The organism is Alkaliphilus flagellatus, assembly GCF_018919215.1.
Taxonomy (GTDB): Bacteria; Bacillota; Clostridia; order Peptostreptococcales; family Natronincolaceae; genus Alkaliphilus_B; species Alkaliphilus_B flagellatus.
In genome coordinates this window covers 43,258-61,966 of record NZ_JAHLQK010000001.1, presented here as the reverse complement: position 1 = coordinate 61,966, position 18,709 = coordinate 43,258, and the positions used below count along the sequence as shown (strand labels likewise).

General features: G+C 31.8%; 19 protein-coding genes. 3 read left to right on the top strand and 16 right to left on the bottom strand.

What is annotated here, in order from left to right; translation table 11 throughout:
• Positions 1-71: 71 nt before the first annotated feature.
• Positions 72-1,472 (top strand): MATE family efflux transporter, encoded by a 1,401-nt coding sequence (locus tag KQI88_RS00295; protein WP_216414373.1) that lies wholly within the window; start codon positions 72-74, stop codon positions 1,470-1,472.
• A 209-nt stretch (positions 1,473-1,681) separates the two neighbouring features.
• On the opposite strand, the gene KQI88_RS00290 is transcribed toward KQI88_RS00295, so the two are convergent.
• The 11 genes from KQI88_RS00290 to KQI88_RS00240 form a co-directional block, all read right to left on the bottom strand.
• On the bottom strand, positions 1,682-3,058 hold the full coding sequence (locus tag KQI88_RS00290) for an FtsW/RodA/SpoVE family cell cycle protein (RefSeq protein ID WP_216414372.1): 1,377 nt from the start codon (positions 3,056-3,058) through the stop codon (positions 1,682-1,684).
• The gene (locus tag KQI88_RS00285; protein ID WP_216414371.1) at positions 3,042-3,380 is read right to left on the bottom strand and encodes a PadR family transcriptional regulator; all 339 of its coding nucleotides are present in this window, start codon (positions 3,378-3,380) and stop codon (positions 3,042-3,044) included. The genes KQI88_RS00290 and KQI88_RS00285 overlap by 17 nt, the downstream gene beginning before the upstream one ends.
• A gap of 128 nt (positions 3,381-3,508) precedes the next feature.
• Positions 3,509-4,240, bottom strand: coding sequence for a class I SAM-dependent methyltransferase (locus KQI88_RS00280; RefSeq protein WP_216414370.1), 732 nt, complete (start codon positions 4,238-4,240; stop codon positions 3,509-3,511).
• A 167-nt stretch (positions 4,241-4,407) separates the two neighbouring features.
• Positions 4,408-5,301 carry a macrolide 2'-phosphotransferase gene (locus KQI88_RS00275; RefSeq protein WP_216414369.1) on the bottom strand — a complete coding sequence of 298 codons (894 nt, stop codon included), beginning with the start codon at positions 5,299-5,301 and terminating at the stop codon, positions 4,408-4,410.
• A gap of 52 nt (positions 5,302-5,353) precedes the next feature.
• Positions 5,354-6,610 carry a GTPase HflX gene (hflX, locus tag KQI88_RS00270; RefSeq protein WP_216414368.1) on the bottom strand — a complete coding sequence of 419 codons (1,257 nt, stop codon included), beginning with the start codon at positions 6,608-6,610 and terminating at the stop codon, positions 5,354-5,356.
• A 542-nt stretch (positions 6,611-7,152) separates the two neighbouring features.
• The gene (locus KQI88_RS00265; RefSeq protein ID WP_216414367.1) at positions 7,153-7,374 is read right to left on the bottom strand and encodes a hypothetical protein; all 222 of its coding nucleotides are present in this window, start codon (positions 7,372-7,374) and stop codon (positions 7,153-7,155) included.
• Entirely contained in the window at positions 7,362-7,919 is a 558-nt protein-coding gene (locus KQI88_RS00260; RefSeq protein ID WP_216414366.1) for a hypothetical protein, read from the bottom strand. The genes KQI88_RS00265 and KQI88_RS00260 overlap by 13 nt, the downstream gene beginning before the upstream one ends.
• Before the next feature lie 212 nt (positions 7,920-8,131).
• Positions 8,132-9,409, bottom strand: coding sequence for an MFS transporter (locus tag KQI88_RS00255; RefSeq protein ID WP_216414365.1), 1,278 nt, complete (start codon positions 9,407-9,409; stop codon positions 8,132-8,134).
• 215 nt (positions 9,410-9,624) lie between these two features.
• The gene (locus KQI88_RS00250) at positions 9,625-10,875 is read right to left on the bottom strand and encodes a MerR family transcriptional regulator (RefSeq protein ID WP_216414364.1); all 1,251 of its coding nucleotides are present in this window, start codon (positions 10,873-10,875) and stop codon (positions 9,625-9,627) included.
• Between the two features lie 34 nt (positions 10,876-10,909).
• Complete coding sequence (locus KQI88_RS00245) at positions 10,910-11,278, bottom strand: VOC family protein (protein ID WP_216414363.1); 369 nt, start codon at positions 11,276-11,278, stop codon at positions 10,910-10,912.
• Between the two features lie 3 nt (positions 11,279-11,281).
• Positions 11,282-13,645, bottom strand: a complete 2,364-nt coding sequence (locus KQI88_RS00240; protein WP_246579064.1) for an ATP-dependent DNA helicase — start codon at positions 13,643-13,645, stop codon at positions 11,282-11,284.
• A gap of 255 nt (positions 13,646-13,900) precedes the next feature.
• Here KQI88_RS00240 and KQI88_RS00235 point away from each other — a divergent pair, with 255 nt between their 5' ends.
• Both KQI88_RS00235 and KQI88_RS00230 read left to right on the top strand, forming a co-directional pair.
• Positions 13,901-14,467, top strand: a complete 567-nt coding sequence (locus KQI88_RS00235; protein ID WP_216414362.1) for a LemA family protein — start codon at positions 13,901-13,903, stop codon at positions 14,465-14,467.
• A 50-nt stretch (positions 14,468-14,517) separates the two neighbouring features.
• Positions 14,518-15,315, top strand: coding sequence for a TPM domain-containing protein (locus KQI88_RS00230; protein ID WP_216414361.1), 798 nt, complete (start codon positions 14,518-14,520; stop codon positions 15,313-15,315).
• An 85-nt stretch (positions 15,316-15,400) separates the two neighbouring features.
• Here the strand turns inward: KQI88_RS00230 and KQI88_RS00225 are convergent, their stop codons facing one another.
• The 5 genes from KQI88_RS00225 to KQI88_RS00205 all read right to left on the bottom strand — a co-directional run bounded on the left by KQI88_RS00225 (position 15,401) and on the right by KQI88_RS00205 (position 18,677).
• Positions 15,401-16,342: a hypothetical protein gene (locus KQI88_RS00225; protein WP_216414360.1), complete on the bottom strand. Its 942-nt coding sequence runs from the start codon at positions 16,340-16,342 to the stop codon at positions 15,401-15,403.
• The gene (locus tag KQI88_RS00220; protein WP_216414359.1) at positions 16,332-16,856 is read right to left on the bottom strand and encodes a sigma-70 family RNA polymerase sigma factor; all 525 of its coding nucleotides are present in this window, start codon (positions 16,854-16,856) and stop codon (positions 16,332-16,334) included. The genes KQI88_RS00225 and KQI88_RS00220 overlap by 11 nt, the downstream gene beginning before the upstream one ends.
• A 131-nt stretch (positions 16,857-16,987) precedes the next feature.
• Positions 16,988-17,287, bottom strand: coding sequence for an MTH1187 family thiamine-binding protein (locus KQI88_RS00215; RefSeq protein WP_216414358.1), 300 nt, complete (start codon positions 17,285-17,287; stop codon positions 16,988-16,990).
• A gap of 80 nt (positions 17,288-17,367) precedes the next feature.
• Complete coding sequence (locus tag KQI88_RS00210) at positions 17,368-18,024, bottom strand: 3-oxoacid CoA-transferase subunit B (RefSeq protein WP_216414357.1); 657 nt, start codon at positions 18,022-18,024, stop codon at positions 17,368-17,370.
• On the bottom strand, positions 18,024-18,677 hold the full coding sequence (locus KQI88_RS00205) for a CoA transferase subunit A (protein ID WP_216414356.1): 654 nt from the start codon (positions 18,675-18,677) through the stop codon (positions 18,024-18,026). The genes KQI88_RS00210 and KQI88_RS00205 overlap by 1 nt, the downstream gene beginning before the upstream one ends.
• Positions 18,678-18,709: the final 32 nt, after the last annotated feature.

Sequence of the window (18,709 nt, the reverse complement as noted above, 5' to 3'; positions counted from 1 at the left end):
ACATTATTTATGTTAGGGGTAGTTTATCATATATTTTTACAGATTGTTAAGTTCAGTTAGGAGGTAGGGATATGGCGAAATTTAACAAATTATTTTCTCCCAAAGATTTAACCGAGGGCACGCCTTGGAAACGGATAACAGAGTTTGCAATACCCATGTTAATTGGTAATATTGCTCAACAATTCTATAACACTGCTGATTCTATTATTGTTGGTAAATATGTGGGTGACAACGCACTTGCTGCTGTTGGTAGTGCATCCCCCATATTAAATCTTTTACTTGTGCTCTTTGTAGGAATATCAGTAGGTGCTGGTATTATGGTATCACAGTATTTTGGGGCTAAGGATCGAGAAAGGCTTTCCCATACCATTGGTACATGTATAACCCTTACGGCTATTGCATCAATAATAATTATGGTTATTGGTCCTATTGTCACCCGTCCTATGCTTTCTTTCCTTAATACACCAGATAGTATTATTGATTGGTGCACCGACTATCTTATTATTTATTTCATAGGTATTTCAGGTTTTGCTTATTATAATATTTTGGCTGGTGTCCTACGTGGTCTTGGGGATTCCATATCAGCCCTCGTATTTTTGCTTATTTCTACAGTCTTAAATGTAATACTTGATATTTGGTTCGTTGCAGGATTTAACATGGGAGTTCCAGGTGTTGCGCTGGCAACTGTAATAGCACAGGGTATATCAGCAATACTTTGTATTTTTAAATTAATAAGAATGAAGAGTAACTTTGATTTAAATCGTAAAATGCTAAAATTAAATAAGGAATATTCTTATAGATTAATAAAACTTGGATTACCATCAGGTATTACACAGGCAATATTCTCTCTTGCAATGATTGTTGTGCAATCACTAACTAATAGTTTTGGAGAAATGGTTATAGCCTGTAATGTAATTGTTATGCGTGTAGATGGATTTGCTATGATGCCAAATTTTTCTTTTGGAACTGCAATGACTACATATACTGGACAAAACATCGGAGCTAAAAAAATGGATAGAGTAGAAAAGGGAACTAGGCATGGTCTTATGATTGCTGTTGGAGTTTCTACGGTAATAACGATCTTGATTTTAATTTTTGGTGAATATCTTGTAAGGGTTTTTACCGATACCTCAGAGCTAGTTAATTTAAGTATGCATATGATGAGAATCCTCGCAGTAGGTTATATTGCTATGGCTGTAACCCAGAGTTTATTCGGAGTTATGCGAGGTGCAGGCGATACAATGACACCTATGTGGATTTCACTTATTAATACTATTGTTATTCGTGTACCTGTAGCCTACAGTATTGCCTATTTAACAAGAAGTGAGGCCTATCCCACAGGAAGACCTGAATCCACCTTTGTCTCTTTACTGGTTTCTTGGACAATGGGAGCAATTATAACTACATTTTTCTATAAAAAAGGTAAGTGGCGTGAAAAGGGCCTTACTAGTGAATCATATGAAAATGCATAAACTAAAAGGGAAACTGATAATTATTATGACTTTAGTAAATTAGTAACAGAATAAGTTTAAAAAATTTGAATCTATATCTTAAATCCATTTAATTTCATTTTAGAGGCTATGTCATATTTTGCAAGTAACTTAAATAATGTCTAAGATTAATTTAATCTTAGACATTATTTATTAATTCTATTTCACTAATCTTGTAAATAGTAGTATATTTAACTGCCTAACCTCTGACAATATCCTTTCTCTATTGTAACTAGGTCCTTCCTACGATACACACTCAGTAATAACCCCATTAAAGCCATATTTATAACAAAATTAATTCCACCATAAGAAATGAATGGGAGAGAAAAACTTGAAATAGGTAACCTACCTGTATTAATTAAAACACTTGCCAGTGCTTGTAGTGAAAATACTGATACTATTGCATTTGCTAAATACCTACCGTACTGATGATTAATTTTTCGTACTGCTAAAAACATACGAGTAACAGCTAATACTATAACTATTATAGTTATAATTCCTACTATCCAACCAAATGCGGAAACAATATAGGCAAAAACTAAATCTGTATTTGCTTCAGGTAATGCTATTCTATCAACTCCTTGGTGATTAAAATATAAATTGTCACTTTTTCCAAATAGTTTAGCATTTGGAAGCATCATATATTTTAAAAGGATACTAATAAAGCCTATTTCATAAGGATCTAAATCAGGATTTAAAAATATAAATAATCGGGTAGCCTTATAATTTGATCCTACTGCATTATTTACCCATAATAACATACTTATTAATGTAATTATTCCACCATAAATTGAAAATAGAAATCTTTTTCTGTTTCCTTTAAATCCTTTATTTAAAATTGCTTTTGTAATAATAATTAAAAATCCTGCACTAAGAAATATAGCAGTTGTGAAGGATATATAAAGCGTACATATGACAGCTAAGGTCGCTAATGTTAATAGTTTTAACATATCTTTTATACTTCCAGTAGACCACTTATTTGCAAGTCCTGAAAATGATGTAAGAAAAAATGGCAGTGCTATAGTAGAATATGCAAATCTAATTTTTACAATTCCTATAAATTGTGTCCCGCTTAATTCACGTCCAAATATTGCACTTGCAAATAAAAAGGCAATAATTGATATAAAGATATAAATTGAATACTTTTCAAGCTTAGTATAATCGAAAAAGTAACAAGATATAAATGCTCCAATTCCTATTAATGTATAAACTAAGTAAGATTTAAAAAATTGATCAAAATTAATTGATGAAGCTGTGTCACTTGCAACTGAAAATAAGGTAATACCACCAATTAGAACCATAGCGCCAATTAATAATATTATTGACCATTCTGTTTTAGGCCTATGAGTTTTATTTAACTCCTTACCTATTCCAATAGGGTCCCCCATTTGATCCACTGCTTTTTGTATTGCCATATCTTCATCCATTCCACTTTCAATGTAATTTTCCATTATTTCATAGATGTGTCCTTGCAGTTCTGTAGAAATATTTCCATGTACCCCTTTATATTTTATTTCTCCACATACCTTATTTAAAAAGTCAGAAATATATTTACTCAAAGCAAGCACCACCTATCACCTTATTTACAGTACTACTGTAAACCTCCCACTCCTTTTTCTTCTCATTTAGCAGTTTTTGCCCTTTATTTGTAATATGATAATATTTTCGTTTGCGGGCAGAAGTACCATCATCCCAATAGGATTCGACCATACCTTCACTCTCTAAGGAATGTAAAATTGGATACATAGTTCCCTCTTTTAATGTAAAGGTATTGTCAGAGCGCTTCTCTAATTCCTTTACCATCTGATAACCATACATATCGCTAGTACTAAGTAAATTAAGTATTAGCATTGTTGTACTACCTTTCATAAGATCCTTATCAATCTTCACTAGTATACCTCCTTAATCTATACATCGGATATCTATGTATAGATTATATTTAATTTATTGTTCTGTCAAGGTATTAATATAAAAAAATCCTACTAATCAGTAGGATTTTTTTAATCTTTTCAAACTTGTCATTTTTTACGTGCTGCTATTAGCAGCATCATCGGACGGCGCAGTTCATCTTTCATTCCAGGTTCATTCATTAGGTAATCAGCTGGCTTAGGTTCTAGTAGCTTAACAATCTCAAAGTCATATTGAATAAGTGTATTTATATAGGTTGTTAGTGTTTTATGATATTTCATAACTTCCTCACTCAAAAATACTGCTTTACGAACTCCCTCTTCAAAGTAATAATCAACTGGCCAGTGCAAAGGTTTTCCGTTTGCATCATAATACCACTGTTGATTTCCCTGTGCAGTGAAAATAGGATGTTCGACTGAAAAAATAAAATCCCCACCGCTGACAATGCAACTGCTTACTCTCTTACAGATGTCTTCAAAAGATTCAATATAGTGAAATACAAGTGAACTAATTATTACATCAAAACTATCTTTCGGATAATCAATATCCTCAATGGGCATATGCACGTATTCAATCAGTGGGGAAGTCGTTTTTTTACGCGCCTCTTTCAACATTTTTTCTGAAAGATCGATTCCAATAACCGACTTAGCTCCCTGCTCAACTGCATAGCGGCAATGCCAGCCAAAGCCACATCCTAAGTCTAAAATTCGTTTGTTTTGAAAATTTGGCAACATTTTTTGAAGTTCATGCCACTCACCTGCCGCCTGCAAACCTCCAACAGAACGTGCCATTTGCTTATATTGATTGAAAAATTGAATGTCATCATATTTATTTTCTTTCATGTTCTGCCCTTCTTTCTCTAGCATTTCTCCTGCTACTAAGGACCCTTATTTTCCCTAGTAAGTACCATCTATTAAACCATACTGGATAATCAATTGAAATTTTAGTTCTTTAACTACTTTATCTATAATTCTTTCAACAGTCATAATTATTTCTCCTTAATTTACTCTTATTTCAACACTTCTTTAGCCATCTGCTCATATTCAGAAAGCCCTGATATAATAGCAAATTCAGCGATTGCAACTGGATAAGCAGCAGTTAACTCAATAATATGTTCCTTCATCTTCGGCCAACAATATCCATCAGCTTCCTTATATGCATTAATAAGAGAACATAGTCCTTCTTCACCAAATATCTTGTAATAAACTGTAAAATCATTCGATACATCCGTCACCTTTGCTTCCGTCCAATCTATTAAACCAGTTACATTTCCATCCTTATCAATCAAAGTATGCCCTGGATGCATATCCCCATGAATCAATCCTGTTTTCTTCGGCCACATTTCATCATCATTTAACCATGTCTGCCAGCGGTTCCATAGAGACTCCCCAACTCCAAACTTTGCCTTCACCGCGTCCATACGCTCTTTCATTGACCTTCTTGCCTCCTCCGGCGTATGGACAACTAATCCTGCTTCAATTGCCTTTTCATGTGGAATGCTATGAAGCTCTGCCAGTACTTTCCCGAGTGTCTGGTAAAAACACTCTGGTACATTTTTTTCATCGATTTCCCAAACATAAGCTTTTGCTTCAGGATCTATTGTTCCTGCTGGTACACCATTTAACATCTTGTAAGCAATAAGCTTATCTGTATAAACTGACCAATTTGGAGCTTCAAAAGTAACATATTGATTCACAATATCCAATGCAGTTTTCTCGACTTTCGTTCTTGGCATAACATCTTCACGCCTAGGAAAACGCAATACCCAATGGTTTCCTTCACAATCAGCAGCAAACACAACCTGAAAATCAAGACCAGATTCATTGAATACTAAAGTATCTTCTTTTAGCTGTATACCATGTTGTTCTGCTATTTCAATTACTTCTTTTTTTGTTCTACTCATTCAAACCACATCCTATCATATTTTTATTTATCTTTTACACTTCATTTGTTTTTTACCTAGTTAAATATTCTTTATATCTTTCATAATCAGCTTCCTTGCATTCCAGAGATATTAATATTCCATTATCCTTATATTGGGTTGAAATGATACTGGCATTATCTCTAAGATATGATAGTGTATTCCCTTTGTTATAAGGAATTAACATCTCACAGTGTATATACTCTGTGAAAGCTTTTTCACAAATTGCATTTACTAACTCATTTATTCCTATTTTATTTTTAGCAGAAATATATACACAATCCTTTTCTCTTAATATTTCATCATCTACTAAATCTATTTTGTTATAGACGTATATAACTGGAATATTTTCCACACCTAACTCTTTTAACGTCTCATTTGTTACTTCAATTTGTTGTTTATAATTAGAGTTAGAATAATCAACTACATGAATTAATATATCAGCTTCTGCAACCTCTTCTAAAGTTGAGCGAAATGCTTTTACAAGTTGGTGAGGTAATTTATTTATAAATCCTACCGTATCAGTTAGCAAGAATGATTTGTTATCATGTAATTTAATATTTCTAACAGATGTTTCTAATGTGGCAAACAACATATCTTTTTCAAATACTTGTTTATCCTTTGAAGAATTATATAAATCTATCATAACATTCATAATGGTTGACTTACCTGCATTTGTATATCCTACTAAGGCAATAACAGGTATTTCTACTTTTTTACGTTTTTTTCGCTGATTTTGACGTTGATCCACTAGTGTTTCAAGTTCTTTATGCAATCCGCTTATTCTATCTTCAAGCTTTCTGCGATCAAGCTCTAGTTTTGTTTCCCCAGCACCTCTATTTTTAAGACCACTACCTCCTCCTTGGCGACCCAAGGATTCCCTAATACCAATTAACCGGGGCAGCCTATATTGTAATTTTGCTATTTCTACCTGAAGCTGTGCCTCTTTCGTTCTAGCCCTCTTAGCAAAAATATCTAAAATTAAAACAGTTCGGTCTATTACTCTGCATTCTAAAACTTCCTCTAGATTACGAATTTGTGAAGGTGTTAATTCATCATTAAAAATTACCAGGTCTATATTTTTATCTTCCAGTAATGTTAATACCTCTTGAATCTTCCCCTTACCTAAATAATGTAATTTATTAACTCGATTCAAGTTCTGAGTAACTTCGCCAACTATATCGATGCCACATGCATCTGCTAGATTAGACAATTCTTTCATTGAATCTATAAAGTTTTTCTGATTATTAACATTAATACCTGCTATTATTGCCTTTTGTTTTTGCTCCATATATCTTCCTCCATTCAAATATAATAAGAACCCCACCCATCAACGCAATCAAAGATTGCTGATGGGTCCCGGGAACCTTGTTGTATTCACAATAAAAAAACACAGGCTTCTACCTGTGTATTGAGTAAACGGAAGATATGTTGCAAAAAATGGAAAACTTCCTATTGATACCTATGAAAAACGAGCAAGAATAAATATAATATAGTCACATCTTTATTTTATAAAAGTTTAACTTATTCTTCTTTTATTCATATTCTATTTTTAGATACACAAAAAGAGGGTAGATTTCTCCCTCCCTCTTAACAATTTTCATGCATCTATATCATTAGTAAGGTTTTCTTAAAAATAGGCAGACCAATCCCGTTTACTCTACACATAGGTAGAGCCTTTAAGCACTATTAAATTAGTTACATAAAGTATAAAATCGAGATCTAAATATTCCACACATTTTTAAGCAACCCTCCATTCATTAAAGTTAATGCCATATTACCATATATATTTAACCTTTGCAATATAAATCCGTCTAAAAATTATTATATCATCTAACTTAATCTTGCCAGTGCTTGTAGTGAAAATACTGGTACTATTGAACTTACTAAATATCTACAGTACAGATGATTAATTTTTGGTCTTGTCAAAAACATACGAGTAACAGCTAATTCTATAACTATTATACTTATAATTACATGTGCGTCTTTATATTTTATTTCGCCACATACCTTATTTAAAAAATCAGAAATATATTTATACCTTAGCTTATCCATGCATCCCCTAATTTCGTTATTTCCCATTTATCATTTCTATACTCTATAACTAAACCGTCATAGCCAATTGCACCAAGACCTGAACGCCACTTAGATATATTCATAGTTATAGAATTATTTTTTATAGGTTTATCTTTAATTTTAAATAATATCCCTTCTTCAAAATATAGATCTTTAATGTATCCTTGTTTTTTAAGTTCCTCAAAGGTCATATTCAAAACAGTAAAACCATAACTTTCAAGTTTCTTTAGTAATTCTGCTTTTCCTTCATCTGTTAAATTTACTATTAGTGATGTATCAACAGCAATATATTTTATATTGCTATTAAGACCAATATCTTCTTTATATAATTTTTCAATAACTGTCACATATGCCTCAACTGTATGAATATCTTGATTTTCAGTACTTACAGAATGATTATCCCCTTTAGGCTTCTCTTGTTCAGCTATATCAGCATCTTGGTTTCCAGTACAAGCTACCATAAGTACTATGATAGATAAAATAAATAGTATTGATAATTTTTTCATGCTAATTATCTTTTTCATAATATTCACACCTCACTTTAAATTTACATAATTAGACGAAGTATTATTAAATTTGTTCCAATTATCTATATCCTACATACTTAGACTATTATCAAAGTTCAAGGTATATACTAAATGGTAAAAACCTAAGTTCTTAAAAATTTTAGAACTTAGGTTTGTTTATTCCATACTTTTTTAGATTTTCTAAAATAATTAACTCTCTCATCGGCTAACTACAGTAATTTTTTTAATTCCTCATCCTTTATAAAAGAAATCAATTTTACTATTAATAATACTCCTGCACATATGGGTAAAATCCATGTAGGAATATGATCTATTAAAATACCTGCTAGTAATAGCCCTATAGGAGCTATACCTACAGCCATAGTACCTATTAAGCTGAGTACTCTACCCCTAACTTCATCTGGTATAAGTCTTTGAAAAACCACCATAATAGGAATATCAATAAATGCTACAACCATACCCCCTAGTCCCATAACTATTATATAATAAACAAAGTATACACCCTTAGAATATCCACTAAATATTGGTATTACAGGCAGTGCTACAGCCATTAGTATACATATAAATATAGTAAACAGTACAGCTGTTTGTTTAAATATCTTATCCCGTTGGGGTAAAAAAGATAATAGTATTGAACCTACTAACATTCCCGCAGGCCAAAACCCCTTAACAGTACCATACTGACTAGAAGATAGCTCTAAAGTATTTGTTAGTATATAGGGTAGTGGTACTGTAATCGAAAGCTGCATTGCAAAGTTAATAAGCAAAGAAAAAGACATAATGCTAAATAACACTTTGTTATTTCTAAAAAATTGAACCCCTTCCTTTAACTCTTGTAACATAGGTCTGGTCTCTCTCTCCTTATTTTGCTCCTTTGGTCTATTATATTCAAAATCTATAAAGGCCTCAGATATTGCAGATAAAATAAAACAAATACCATTAAAAAATAGAAAACCCTGTATATTAAAAAACCCGTATACTATACCACCTAAAAATGGTCCACTAATAGACGCTATAGATGTTATACTTTGAGATAAGGAGTTAAGTCTAGTTAAGTTTTTATTATCAACTAAGTTTGGCTTACTAGCTTCCATAGCCACATCAAAAAATACATTAGCTGTTGACAATAAGAAGGAAAATAGATAAACATAGTGAATTTTTATTCCATCAAATTTACTCAATATAAAAAATGATAACATCAATATACCACATATAAAATCCATCCCGACCGCAATCTTTTTACGATCTAATCTATCTGCCACTACCCCTGCAATAGGGCCTAAGATAACTCTAGGTAGCATACTAAAAATAATACTACTAGCGAAGGACAATCCTGAGCTTGTCTTTTCTAATACGTATAGGCCAATAGCAAAACTATATATAAAGGTTCCAAAAAGTGAAACAAACTTTCCTGCAACAAATAAAATTAAATTAGCTTTATCTGAAGTAGTTGACTTTTCTAGTCCTATATCTTGCCTAGCTTCCATAATATTACCTCCAAATTAAAATTTATAATTTTTTAAATTGTATCTTAAAATATTCCATAGATTTATTCTTAATACTACAATTTCTTTCTTACTTATATTTTAATTTGAGGTGCATACACAAGCACAATACTAATTACTCTATTTTTTTCACCATAAAAAATAGAAATATAGTGTTAACACCATATTTCCATAAGAGTATATTATTTTAAAATGTTCTACTTTTCTCCACAGTAGACAAGGGTGTAAAATTCGTGTCCTTCCATCATAACTTCGTACTTAGATTCTACAATAATGTCTCCTATTTCCTTTACTTCAATGTTATTCAATGCTAAGTTTTTTATCTCGGTTTTATATGCTCTTTCTTCAAAAAACTTTCTAGAAGTAGGTGGTACAGATCTTAATATCTTAGAGCCAGATTTTACATAATAAGAGCATCCTATTAATTTGCCTCCCTTTCTTATTTTAGGAATTAATATATTATCTAAAAATTGGTCATTTTTTAAGCTATAGTTTAAAGAAGTCAAATAGTTTACAATGTAGTCGGCACTTTCATTCTTAATAGGTAATTTACTAAGATCAGAACAAATAAAAACAAATTTACAATCTAAAAAATGCTCCTCTAAATACGCCTTTATAAACCTAATTCTATCAATATCATGATCTGTTACTATATAAATATTATTTGGTTTTATATAGGACAAAAATTGTCTCATAAAAAAACCTGACCCAGTTCCAAGCTCCAGTATTATTTTATTGTCCAAAGCATCTATATCCATAAAATTAATAATTGAATCTATAGACTTATATATGTGATTTATCAGAGAAGCATCTGTTCCCTCCACATATTCCCCTAATGTAGCAGCTGGTTTTACTGTACTATCTAAATTCTCTTTGTGAATCTTTTTTCTATCTTCATCATCTAAAGATACATAAATTCCATCTTCTACATTACCGCTATAACCACATTTGCACCTAAAATATCCTTCCATTATCATATTACTTGTAACTTTTCCATCCTCTAATTCTAGTGGCATATCACATATAGGACAGCTAAGGTATTGGATAAATGATATATGAATTCCTGTTTTAATTCCACTACTCTCTACGATTTCATCAATATTATCGATTTCATTAATTCTGTTTTTTAATATCTCTAATGCCTTTTGAATTCCGCGTTTCTCTTCATCTAAAATATTTTTTTTATCTAGTAAAATACCTCTAATATAAATTTTATCTTCCTTATATCTTAATTGAGATAGTCTTGAATATCCAATGATTCTCTGAATTTCAGATAATGTAAATTTCAATTCTTTTAGTTGTAGAATTTCTTTTAAATCCTTTTCTTCTTTCTCTCCAAAGAAATAATGTCCTCCACTTTTTTCCGGAAGAAGAAGTTCTATATCCATGTAGTGCCTAATAGTATCAATAGTAAGGTTATATTTTTTGGCAAATTCACCTATTCTCATTCCAGTCTCCCCCTAAATAGTATTTGAAACTGTACTATCTCTTCTCCACAAACTCTAGTCTTTCTCTATCGGGACCTTCAAAAAATATAACTCTCATACTTTCTGTTACTTGAATAGGTTTATCTCCTAAAATATTTACACCAGATTCTTTGAGTTTTTTAATTGCCTCGTCTAAGTTATCTACAGTAAAAGCAATATGATCTACTACACCAGCACTTCTTTCTTCGTAATGGTTAAATTTATTAATCAACTCAATAACACCATCGCCAGCTCGTAAAAATATTAGCTCTCTTTCTTCATTTTTAAGTGTGCCTACTACTTCGCAACCAAGAATATTACAGTAAAATTCAGTTGATATTTTACTATCCTTAATCCTAACACCAACATGATCCATTTTATACATTTTTTATTCCTCCAATCTATCTTTTTTACCCCAAAATTCATCTATATGATATGATAATTTCTTGCCATTATTTGCCCTTTTAAAATGTTTCCATTCTGGTGGAAATAACCTCTGATAACTATGAGACGTAAATCTATCATCAATAAGGCAAACTATACCTTTATCTTTTTCTGTACGTATTACTCTACCTGCTCCCTGCAATACCTTATTCATACCTGGAAATAAATAGGCATATTCGTATCCCTTATTGTTTTTATCATTAAAATAATCCATTATGAGATTTACCTCTAGAGAAAGTTGAGGAAGTCCAACACCTATAATTATTGCACCAATCAATCTATCTCCTACTAGGTCTATTCCCTCTGAAAATATTCCACCTAAAACCCCAAAGGCAACTAAGGTATTATCTAATTCTATTTCAAATCTACTTAAAAATTCTTCTCTTTCTTCCTCTGTCATAGTAGACTCCTGCGCAATTACAGAAATATGAGGATATTTTTCTATAAATAGATCAAAAACCCTTCTTAAATATTGGTAAGATGGAAAAAAAACAAAATAATTTCCTTTTCTACCTTTCACTACATTGGCAATAGTATCCACTATAGGCATATAACTATTATCCCGATCTCGATATTTAGTGGATATATAATCTGCTACAATAAGACATAGATTGTTAGAATCAAAGGGCGAACCTAATCTAACACAATAATCTTCTTCATTGCCACCAAAAATTTCTTTAAAATATTGTAACGGAGTTAATGTAGCAGAAAAGAAAATTGCTGACTTTCCTCTTTTAATAGCCTCACCTAATAGGTAAGAAGGATCTAAACAAAATATTTTTAAAATAACATCTCTATTCCTTTTTTCCACATATGTAATGTATCTTTCGTCATAAAACTCTGCAATCTTCAAAAATGTAAGAGCATTAAAATATAACTCTAGTAAATCCTCATAACCTTCTTCCTTATTTCCTTCTTTAAGCCATTCCTCTGCTTCTCTAATAAAATTGCCTAACAGTGGATAAATTTCTTTCGGTTCCTCCTTTTGCATATAGAAGGAAGCTTCTCCACACTGTTTATTCATACTAATCATAAATGTATTTAAATGATGTAGGGCTTTAGATATTTTAGGATTCTTATCCTTCATAATGCGCTTTTGATCTAAAAATGCTTTTTTATTCAATTCAGCCGAAAACATTGTTCTTGAACGATCCACTAGATTATGAGCTTCATCAATTAAAAAAGTATAATCTCCCTTTTCATCCATAAAAAATCGTTTCAAGTATACTCTAGGATCAAAAGCATAGTTATAATCGCAAATAACCCCATCAGCCCATAGGGCAATATCTAAAGAAAATTCAAAGGGACATATATTATGTTTCAGGGCATATTTTTCAATTACTTCCCTTGTAAAGGCATCTTCGTTATTAAATAAATCCTTCAGTCCATCCCGTAACCTATCAAAATGACCTTTAGCAAAGCTACATTCCTCTGGAGTACACTTCTTCCCCTTCTCAAAACATATTTTATCCTTAGCAGTTAGTGTAACGGTTTTAAACCTTAAACCCCCATCTCTCATTTTACTAAAAGCTTCCTCTGCCACCTGTCTAGTAATGGTTTTAGCAGTTAGATAAAATATTTTCGATGTAATGCCTTCACCAATTGCCTTAACCGTAGGAAATAAAGTAGATATGGTTTTACCTATTCCAGTTGGGGCTTGAGCAAAAAGCCTTTTTTCTTCCTTAATCGTTTTATAAACTGCTACAGCTAATTCTCTCTGTCCTTTACGGTAGTCTAGAAATGGAAATTGTAACTCTTTAATACTTATATCTCTTGTAAATTTCCAATTTTCTAATGTATCAACCCAGTTATAGTAATCTTTAATTAATTGGTAGAAAAAGACTTCTAGTTCCTCAAAGTTAAAGGATTTCCGAAATTTTTTTGTCTCATCTGTATCTAAATTATAATAGGTTAATTGAATATCTATTACTTTTAAGTTTTTCTCCTTAGCATAAATATATCCGTAACATTTAGCCTGTCCCCAATGGGTTAGATTTCTATTTTCATCTAACAGGTCTAAGGGTATGGTAGTTGATTTTATCTCATCTACTACAACATTATTTTTCTCAATTAAAATTCCATCTGCCCTTCCCTGCACAGTCATATTATAGTTTTCATACCCAAAACTGTACTTTAATGTAACCTCTGGGGTATATTCCTCACCGTAGGATTTTTGTATCTTCTGATGGGCCCTTGTACCCTCTAATGCCCTACTACTTCCAGTAAATCTACTATCTAAATCCCCCGACATCAATACAAATTCTACTAAGCTACGGATAGATATTACTACTTCCTTGCGCTTATCCAATATTATCAATCCTTTTCATTATACACACATATTTGCCTAATTCTATTTTAGCTTATTTATTCCACAGCTAACAGTTCTAATATTTAATAATATATTTTTCAATTAAATCCAAACTTTATGTACTCCTCGAATTTTATATTTTTTATCAGCTTATAGCATTATCATGTGTATATTTCTATATAAACTAAATATTATATAGAAGGCTTTAAAATACTAGCTTGTATGCTAAATATTAATTTTGTTAGGGGGATTGCTATGAAAAAATCATTAACGGCTTCTGTAATTGTTTTTATCATTATACTCGTATCCTTATTTTCTATTATTAGTAGCTACAACAAATTAGTTACTATGGATGAGCAGGTAACTTCTAGCTGGAAGCAGGTAGAAAATTTACTACAGCGTAGATATGACTTAATTCCTAACTTAGTTGAGGTTACTAAAGGTTATGCAAAACACGAAGAGGAAATCTTTACACAAATAGCAGCCGCTAGGGCCAGAATCCAAGACGGAGGAAGTAGAGAAGATTTGATTGGTGCTAATAATGAGCTTTCTGGTGCCCTTAGCAGATTACTTCTCGTCGTAGAAAATTATCCAGATCTTAAGGCTAATGAACAATTTATACGACTCCAAGACGAGTTGGCTGGTACAGAAAATCGTCTAGCAGTATCTAGGCAGGATTATAACAGGACTGTAGAAACATATAACAAAAAAATCAGAAGATTTCCCACAAGTATTATAGCTAAAGCTTTTGATTTTGAACGTCACCCTTACTTTGAAATGGATCAAAATGCAAAGGAAGCTCCTAAGGTGAAATTTAATTAATTAACTAAAGCTAAAACCATCTAATTAATAATTTTTAGAGGGGGATTTTTATGCAAAGTATATGTATAAAGCGAAGTAAGTTAATATCACTGTTTATATTAATTTTTATTATATCAATTGTTCCATCCTACGGAATATCTATCCCTAAAGTACCTACAAAAGATATATTTGTTCAAGATTATGCTGAAATTCTTTCAAAAGAAGTTGAAAATAATTTACTTAAATTAAGTAGTATTTTAAAAGATAGAACTTCAGCAGAATTGGTTGTTGTAACTATTTCATCTTTAGAAGGCCATACAGTAGAAGATTATGCCTTGAACCTTTTTAGAAAATGGAATATAGGTAGTAGAGTAGAAAATAATGGTGTTTTACTTTTAGTTGCATACGAGGAACGTGAAACTAGAATTGAAGTAGGCTATGGTTTAGAAGGCGCTATAAATGATGGCAAGGCCGGTGCTATTTTAGATAAAATGATACCCTATTTTAAAGATGGTAACTATAATGTTGGAATTACTGTAGCCCATGGATTAATATTAGAAGAGATAGCAAAAGAATATAATATAGATATGTCGGATGTTTTTATAAAAAATGATATTCCCTATTTTGATCTAGAAGGTACTAACAACCCTATTCCAATATTAATATTGCCACTTATTTTTTTGTTTTTCATATTTATATTTTCTCGGATAATGGGCATGGGATTTTTTCAGGCTTTATTTATGCTTTTAAGTATCTTAGGAAGGAATAACCATAAACACCGTGGCGGCCGAAGACCCCCTGGTGGTTTTGGCGGTGGAGGTTTTGGTGGCGGTTCATCTGGTGGTGGAGGTGCATCTCGGAAATGGTAAAATTCTCTGATGCTACCTATTCTTATAAAAATACAAACCTAAGTCCTCAATTTTGAGAACTTAGGTTTTATTTCATGATGACCTATTATTCAGTAATAGCCCTTGGTATAGCTACAGCTTCCCTTTCTTCTACATGTAATTTTATGCCATCTCCCACCTTGTCTATTACTTCTTTTAATTCTACCTCTGCTTCTTCTTTAGAGCTAAATTGTCCTATTTCAATTAAAAAGCTTCCTTCTTTATCCTTTAATACTCTTACATCCTTAAGTCCATAAAACATTTCTTCTAACTGTCCAAATTCTTCACCAAATGAATAGGAGTTTGTTCGTACTGAATATATTGGAGATACATTACCCTTTGTGCCATCTTCTGATAAATTGATTACTACTTGACCAGGCTCTTCATATTCTTCTACTGTGAAGTCTACTGGTTGATTAAATACTATATTAAACCTAACGGCTGAATCGTCTAATGTAATTAATTTATATACATCCTCAACATATTTACTGTTAATTATTTCTTTAAAATCTTTTTCTGCCGTTAAACTTCTAGCCCCGCTAATGGTAAAGGTCATTGTATAAGGATTTTCATTATAGGAAACTTCAAAGTGTGGAGCATTTTCTATCTTTTCCTCCCCAGTTGAAAAATCAATAATTATCTGTTCTCCATTTTTTATTTCTTTTAATGTAATAAATTTAACATCAGCACCATCAGTAATTTGGCCACCTTGGCCTATCCCCTTATTAATTTGTAGAATTTGAACTAAGTTACCTAGTATTGGTATATTCCCCATACTATCTGCAAAACTAGGAACCGTATTAACACCTGTAGTGAAGATTATAAAACCAGCTGTAATTCCTACCATTGCCTTTTTCAATCCATTGTTTCGCTTTTTATTTTTTATATTTTGTCCATACATTATTTCATTTCTCCCCTTTCTAAATGCCTCATCAATTACTTTATCTAATTCATTAGGAACTTCTATCTCATCATATATCTTTTTCAAATCAGATGTTTTATTTTTCAATTGCATCGCCCTCCTCCAACTGAATTTTTAGCCTTTGTAATCCACGATAAAGCTGAGCCTTTATTGTATTTATAGGTAAATTTAATGTGGCAGCAATCTCATTCAGTGTTAAATCCTCAAAATAACGAAGAATTATTACTGTTTTATATTTTATATCTAATTTTTCTAAGTTCTGCCTCAAATCCAAGATCGCTTCCTTATCATTTTCTTCTACAGGAAAATTTTCTAGTTCACTTTTTTCTATAGAAATTACTTTTTTAGTTTTATTCAAATGGTCGATAGCACAGTTAATTGTAATTTTGGTTAACCATGTACTAAAATATTGTGGATTTTTCAAACTTCCAATAGCAGTAAATGCCTTATATACCGCATCATGAACAACATCTAGAGCGTCCTCTTGGTTGTGTACATAACTATAAGCAATTTTATAAATATGCTCCTTCTTTATTTGAATAAGCTCATAAAAACTATCTCCATCCCCCTTAATTGCTTTTTGTACAAGTTCATTTAACATAGTAACCTCCTTATAAAAAACTTTAGTTTGCATGGCCATGTTAACTTTCTTTCTAACAATTAGACATAAATCCATATCAAAAAGTTGCATTGTATGCAAAAAACTCCTAAATTATTAGGAGTTTTTTGCAACTATAATTTACTTTTAACCGATAAAATCTTTCCATGTATAGTAGATTCCTTATCCCGTCTATCGTCGATTTTCATACTAGTAGAAACTCTCATAGCGCCTTCTTGAAACGGAACATTGTGAAGCTTTTTAGCAACTTCAAATAGCCTATCTATGTCACCTTCTATAACTGTAGACATAGGAGTTAGTTGATACTTTATACCTTCCTCTAATTCCAACAATTTATGACATGCAGCTACATATTTGCTAACGCTAGTATCTCCTGTACCTAAAGGTGCTACTGTAATTTCTAAAAGTGCCATAATATCCCTCCAAAATATATTATTTAATATAAGTATAATTAGCTTATATCAATAATATTATAACAGAATTAGACACTTACTTATTTCATATCCTTTAAATTTTCAGGTATAATTAGTTCAGCTTCTGTAGCTGCCTTAACTTCATCTACGGTAAAATCAGGATTTAATTCCTTTAAAACTAATCCTTCTTTAGTAACTTCCATTACACCCATTTCAGTAATAATTAAATCTACCTGAGCCATTGCAGTTAATGGAAGATTACATTTTTTCAATATTTTAGGACTACCCTTAGCCGTATGTTCCATAGCTACTATTACCTTTTTAGCTCCAACTACTAGATCCATAGCTCCCCCCATACCTGGAACCATTTTACCTGGTATCATCCAGTTAGCAAGATTACCTTCCTGGTCTACTTGAAGTGCTCCTAATACTGTAGCATCCACATGTCCACCTCTAATAATAGAAAAAGACATTGTACTATCAAAAAATGCTCCACCTTCTTTAATTGTTACAGGTTGACAACCGGCATTAACTATATATGGGTTTTCTTTACCTACTTCTGGTGCAGGACCTAAACCTACAAATCCATTTTCGGATTGTAGTATAATATCTACATCATTATCTATATAGTTAGCTACCATTGTAGGAAGTCCTATTCCTAAGTTAACTACATCACCATCTTTAAGCTCCTTTGCTACTCTCTTTGCAATAAATTCTTTTATTTTATTTCGATCCATTATTTTTCACCCCTAACTATATAATCTATAAATATGCTAGGTATAACTACTTCCTGTGGTGCTATTTGTCCAACATCTACAATTGTTTCTCCTTCAATAATAACTGTATCCGCCGCCATGGACATTACTATATTAAAGTTTCCAGCAGCTCCTTCATAGTATACATTTCCTTTTTTATCTACCTTGTTACCAAAAATTATCGCTATATCTGCTTTTAGCGGTAGTTCCAACAAATATGTTTTTCCGTCTATCTCCATTTTCTGTTTGCCTTCTTCAACTAGAGTTCCTACCCCTGTAGGTGTTAAAAACCCACCTAGACCTGCACCAGCCGCTCTTATTTGTTCTACTAATGTTCCTTGTGGAACTAATACAACCTCAGTTTCACCTGCATTCATCTGCCTGCCTGTTTCTTGATTTGTTCCAATATGAGATACAATAACCTTTTTAAACTGCTTGCCTACTACCATTTTCCCTACGCCCAAATTTGGAAATGCAGTATCATTACAAATTAAAGTTAAATCTTTTACCTCTTTTTTTACCAAGGCATCGATAATCTTATGGGGACTACCTGATCCTAAAAATCCGCCCACCATAATAGTCATACCATCTTTAATATGACTTATAGCTTCTTCTATACTTACAATTTTAGACATAACGCCACCTCCAAATTTTTATAATAATATAA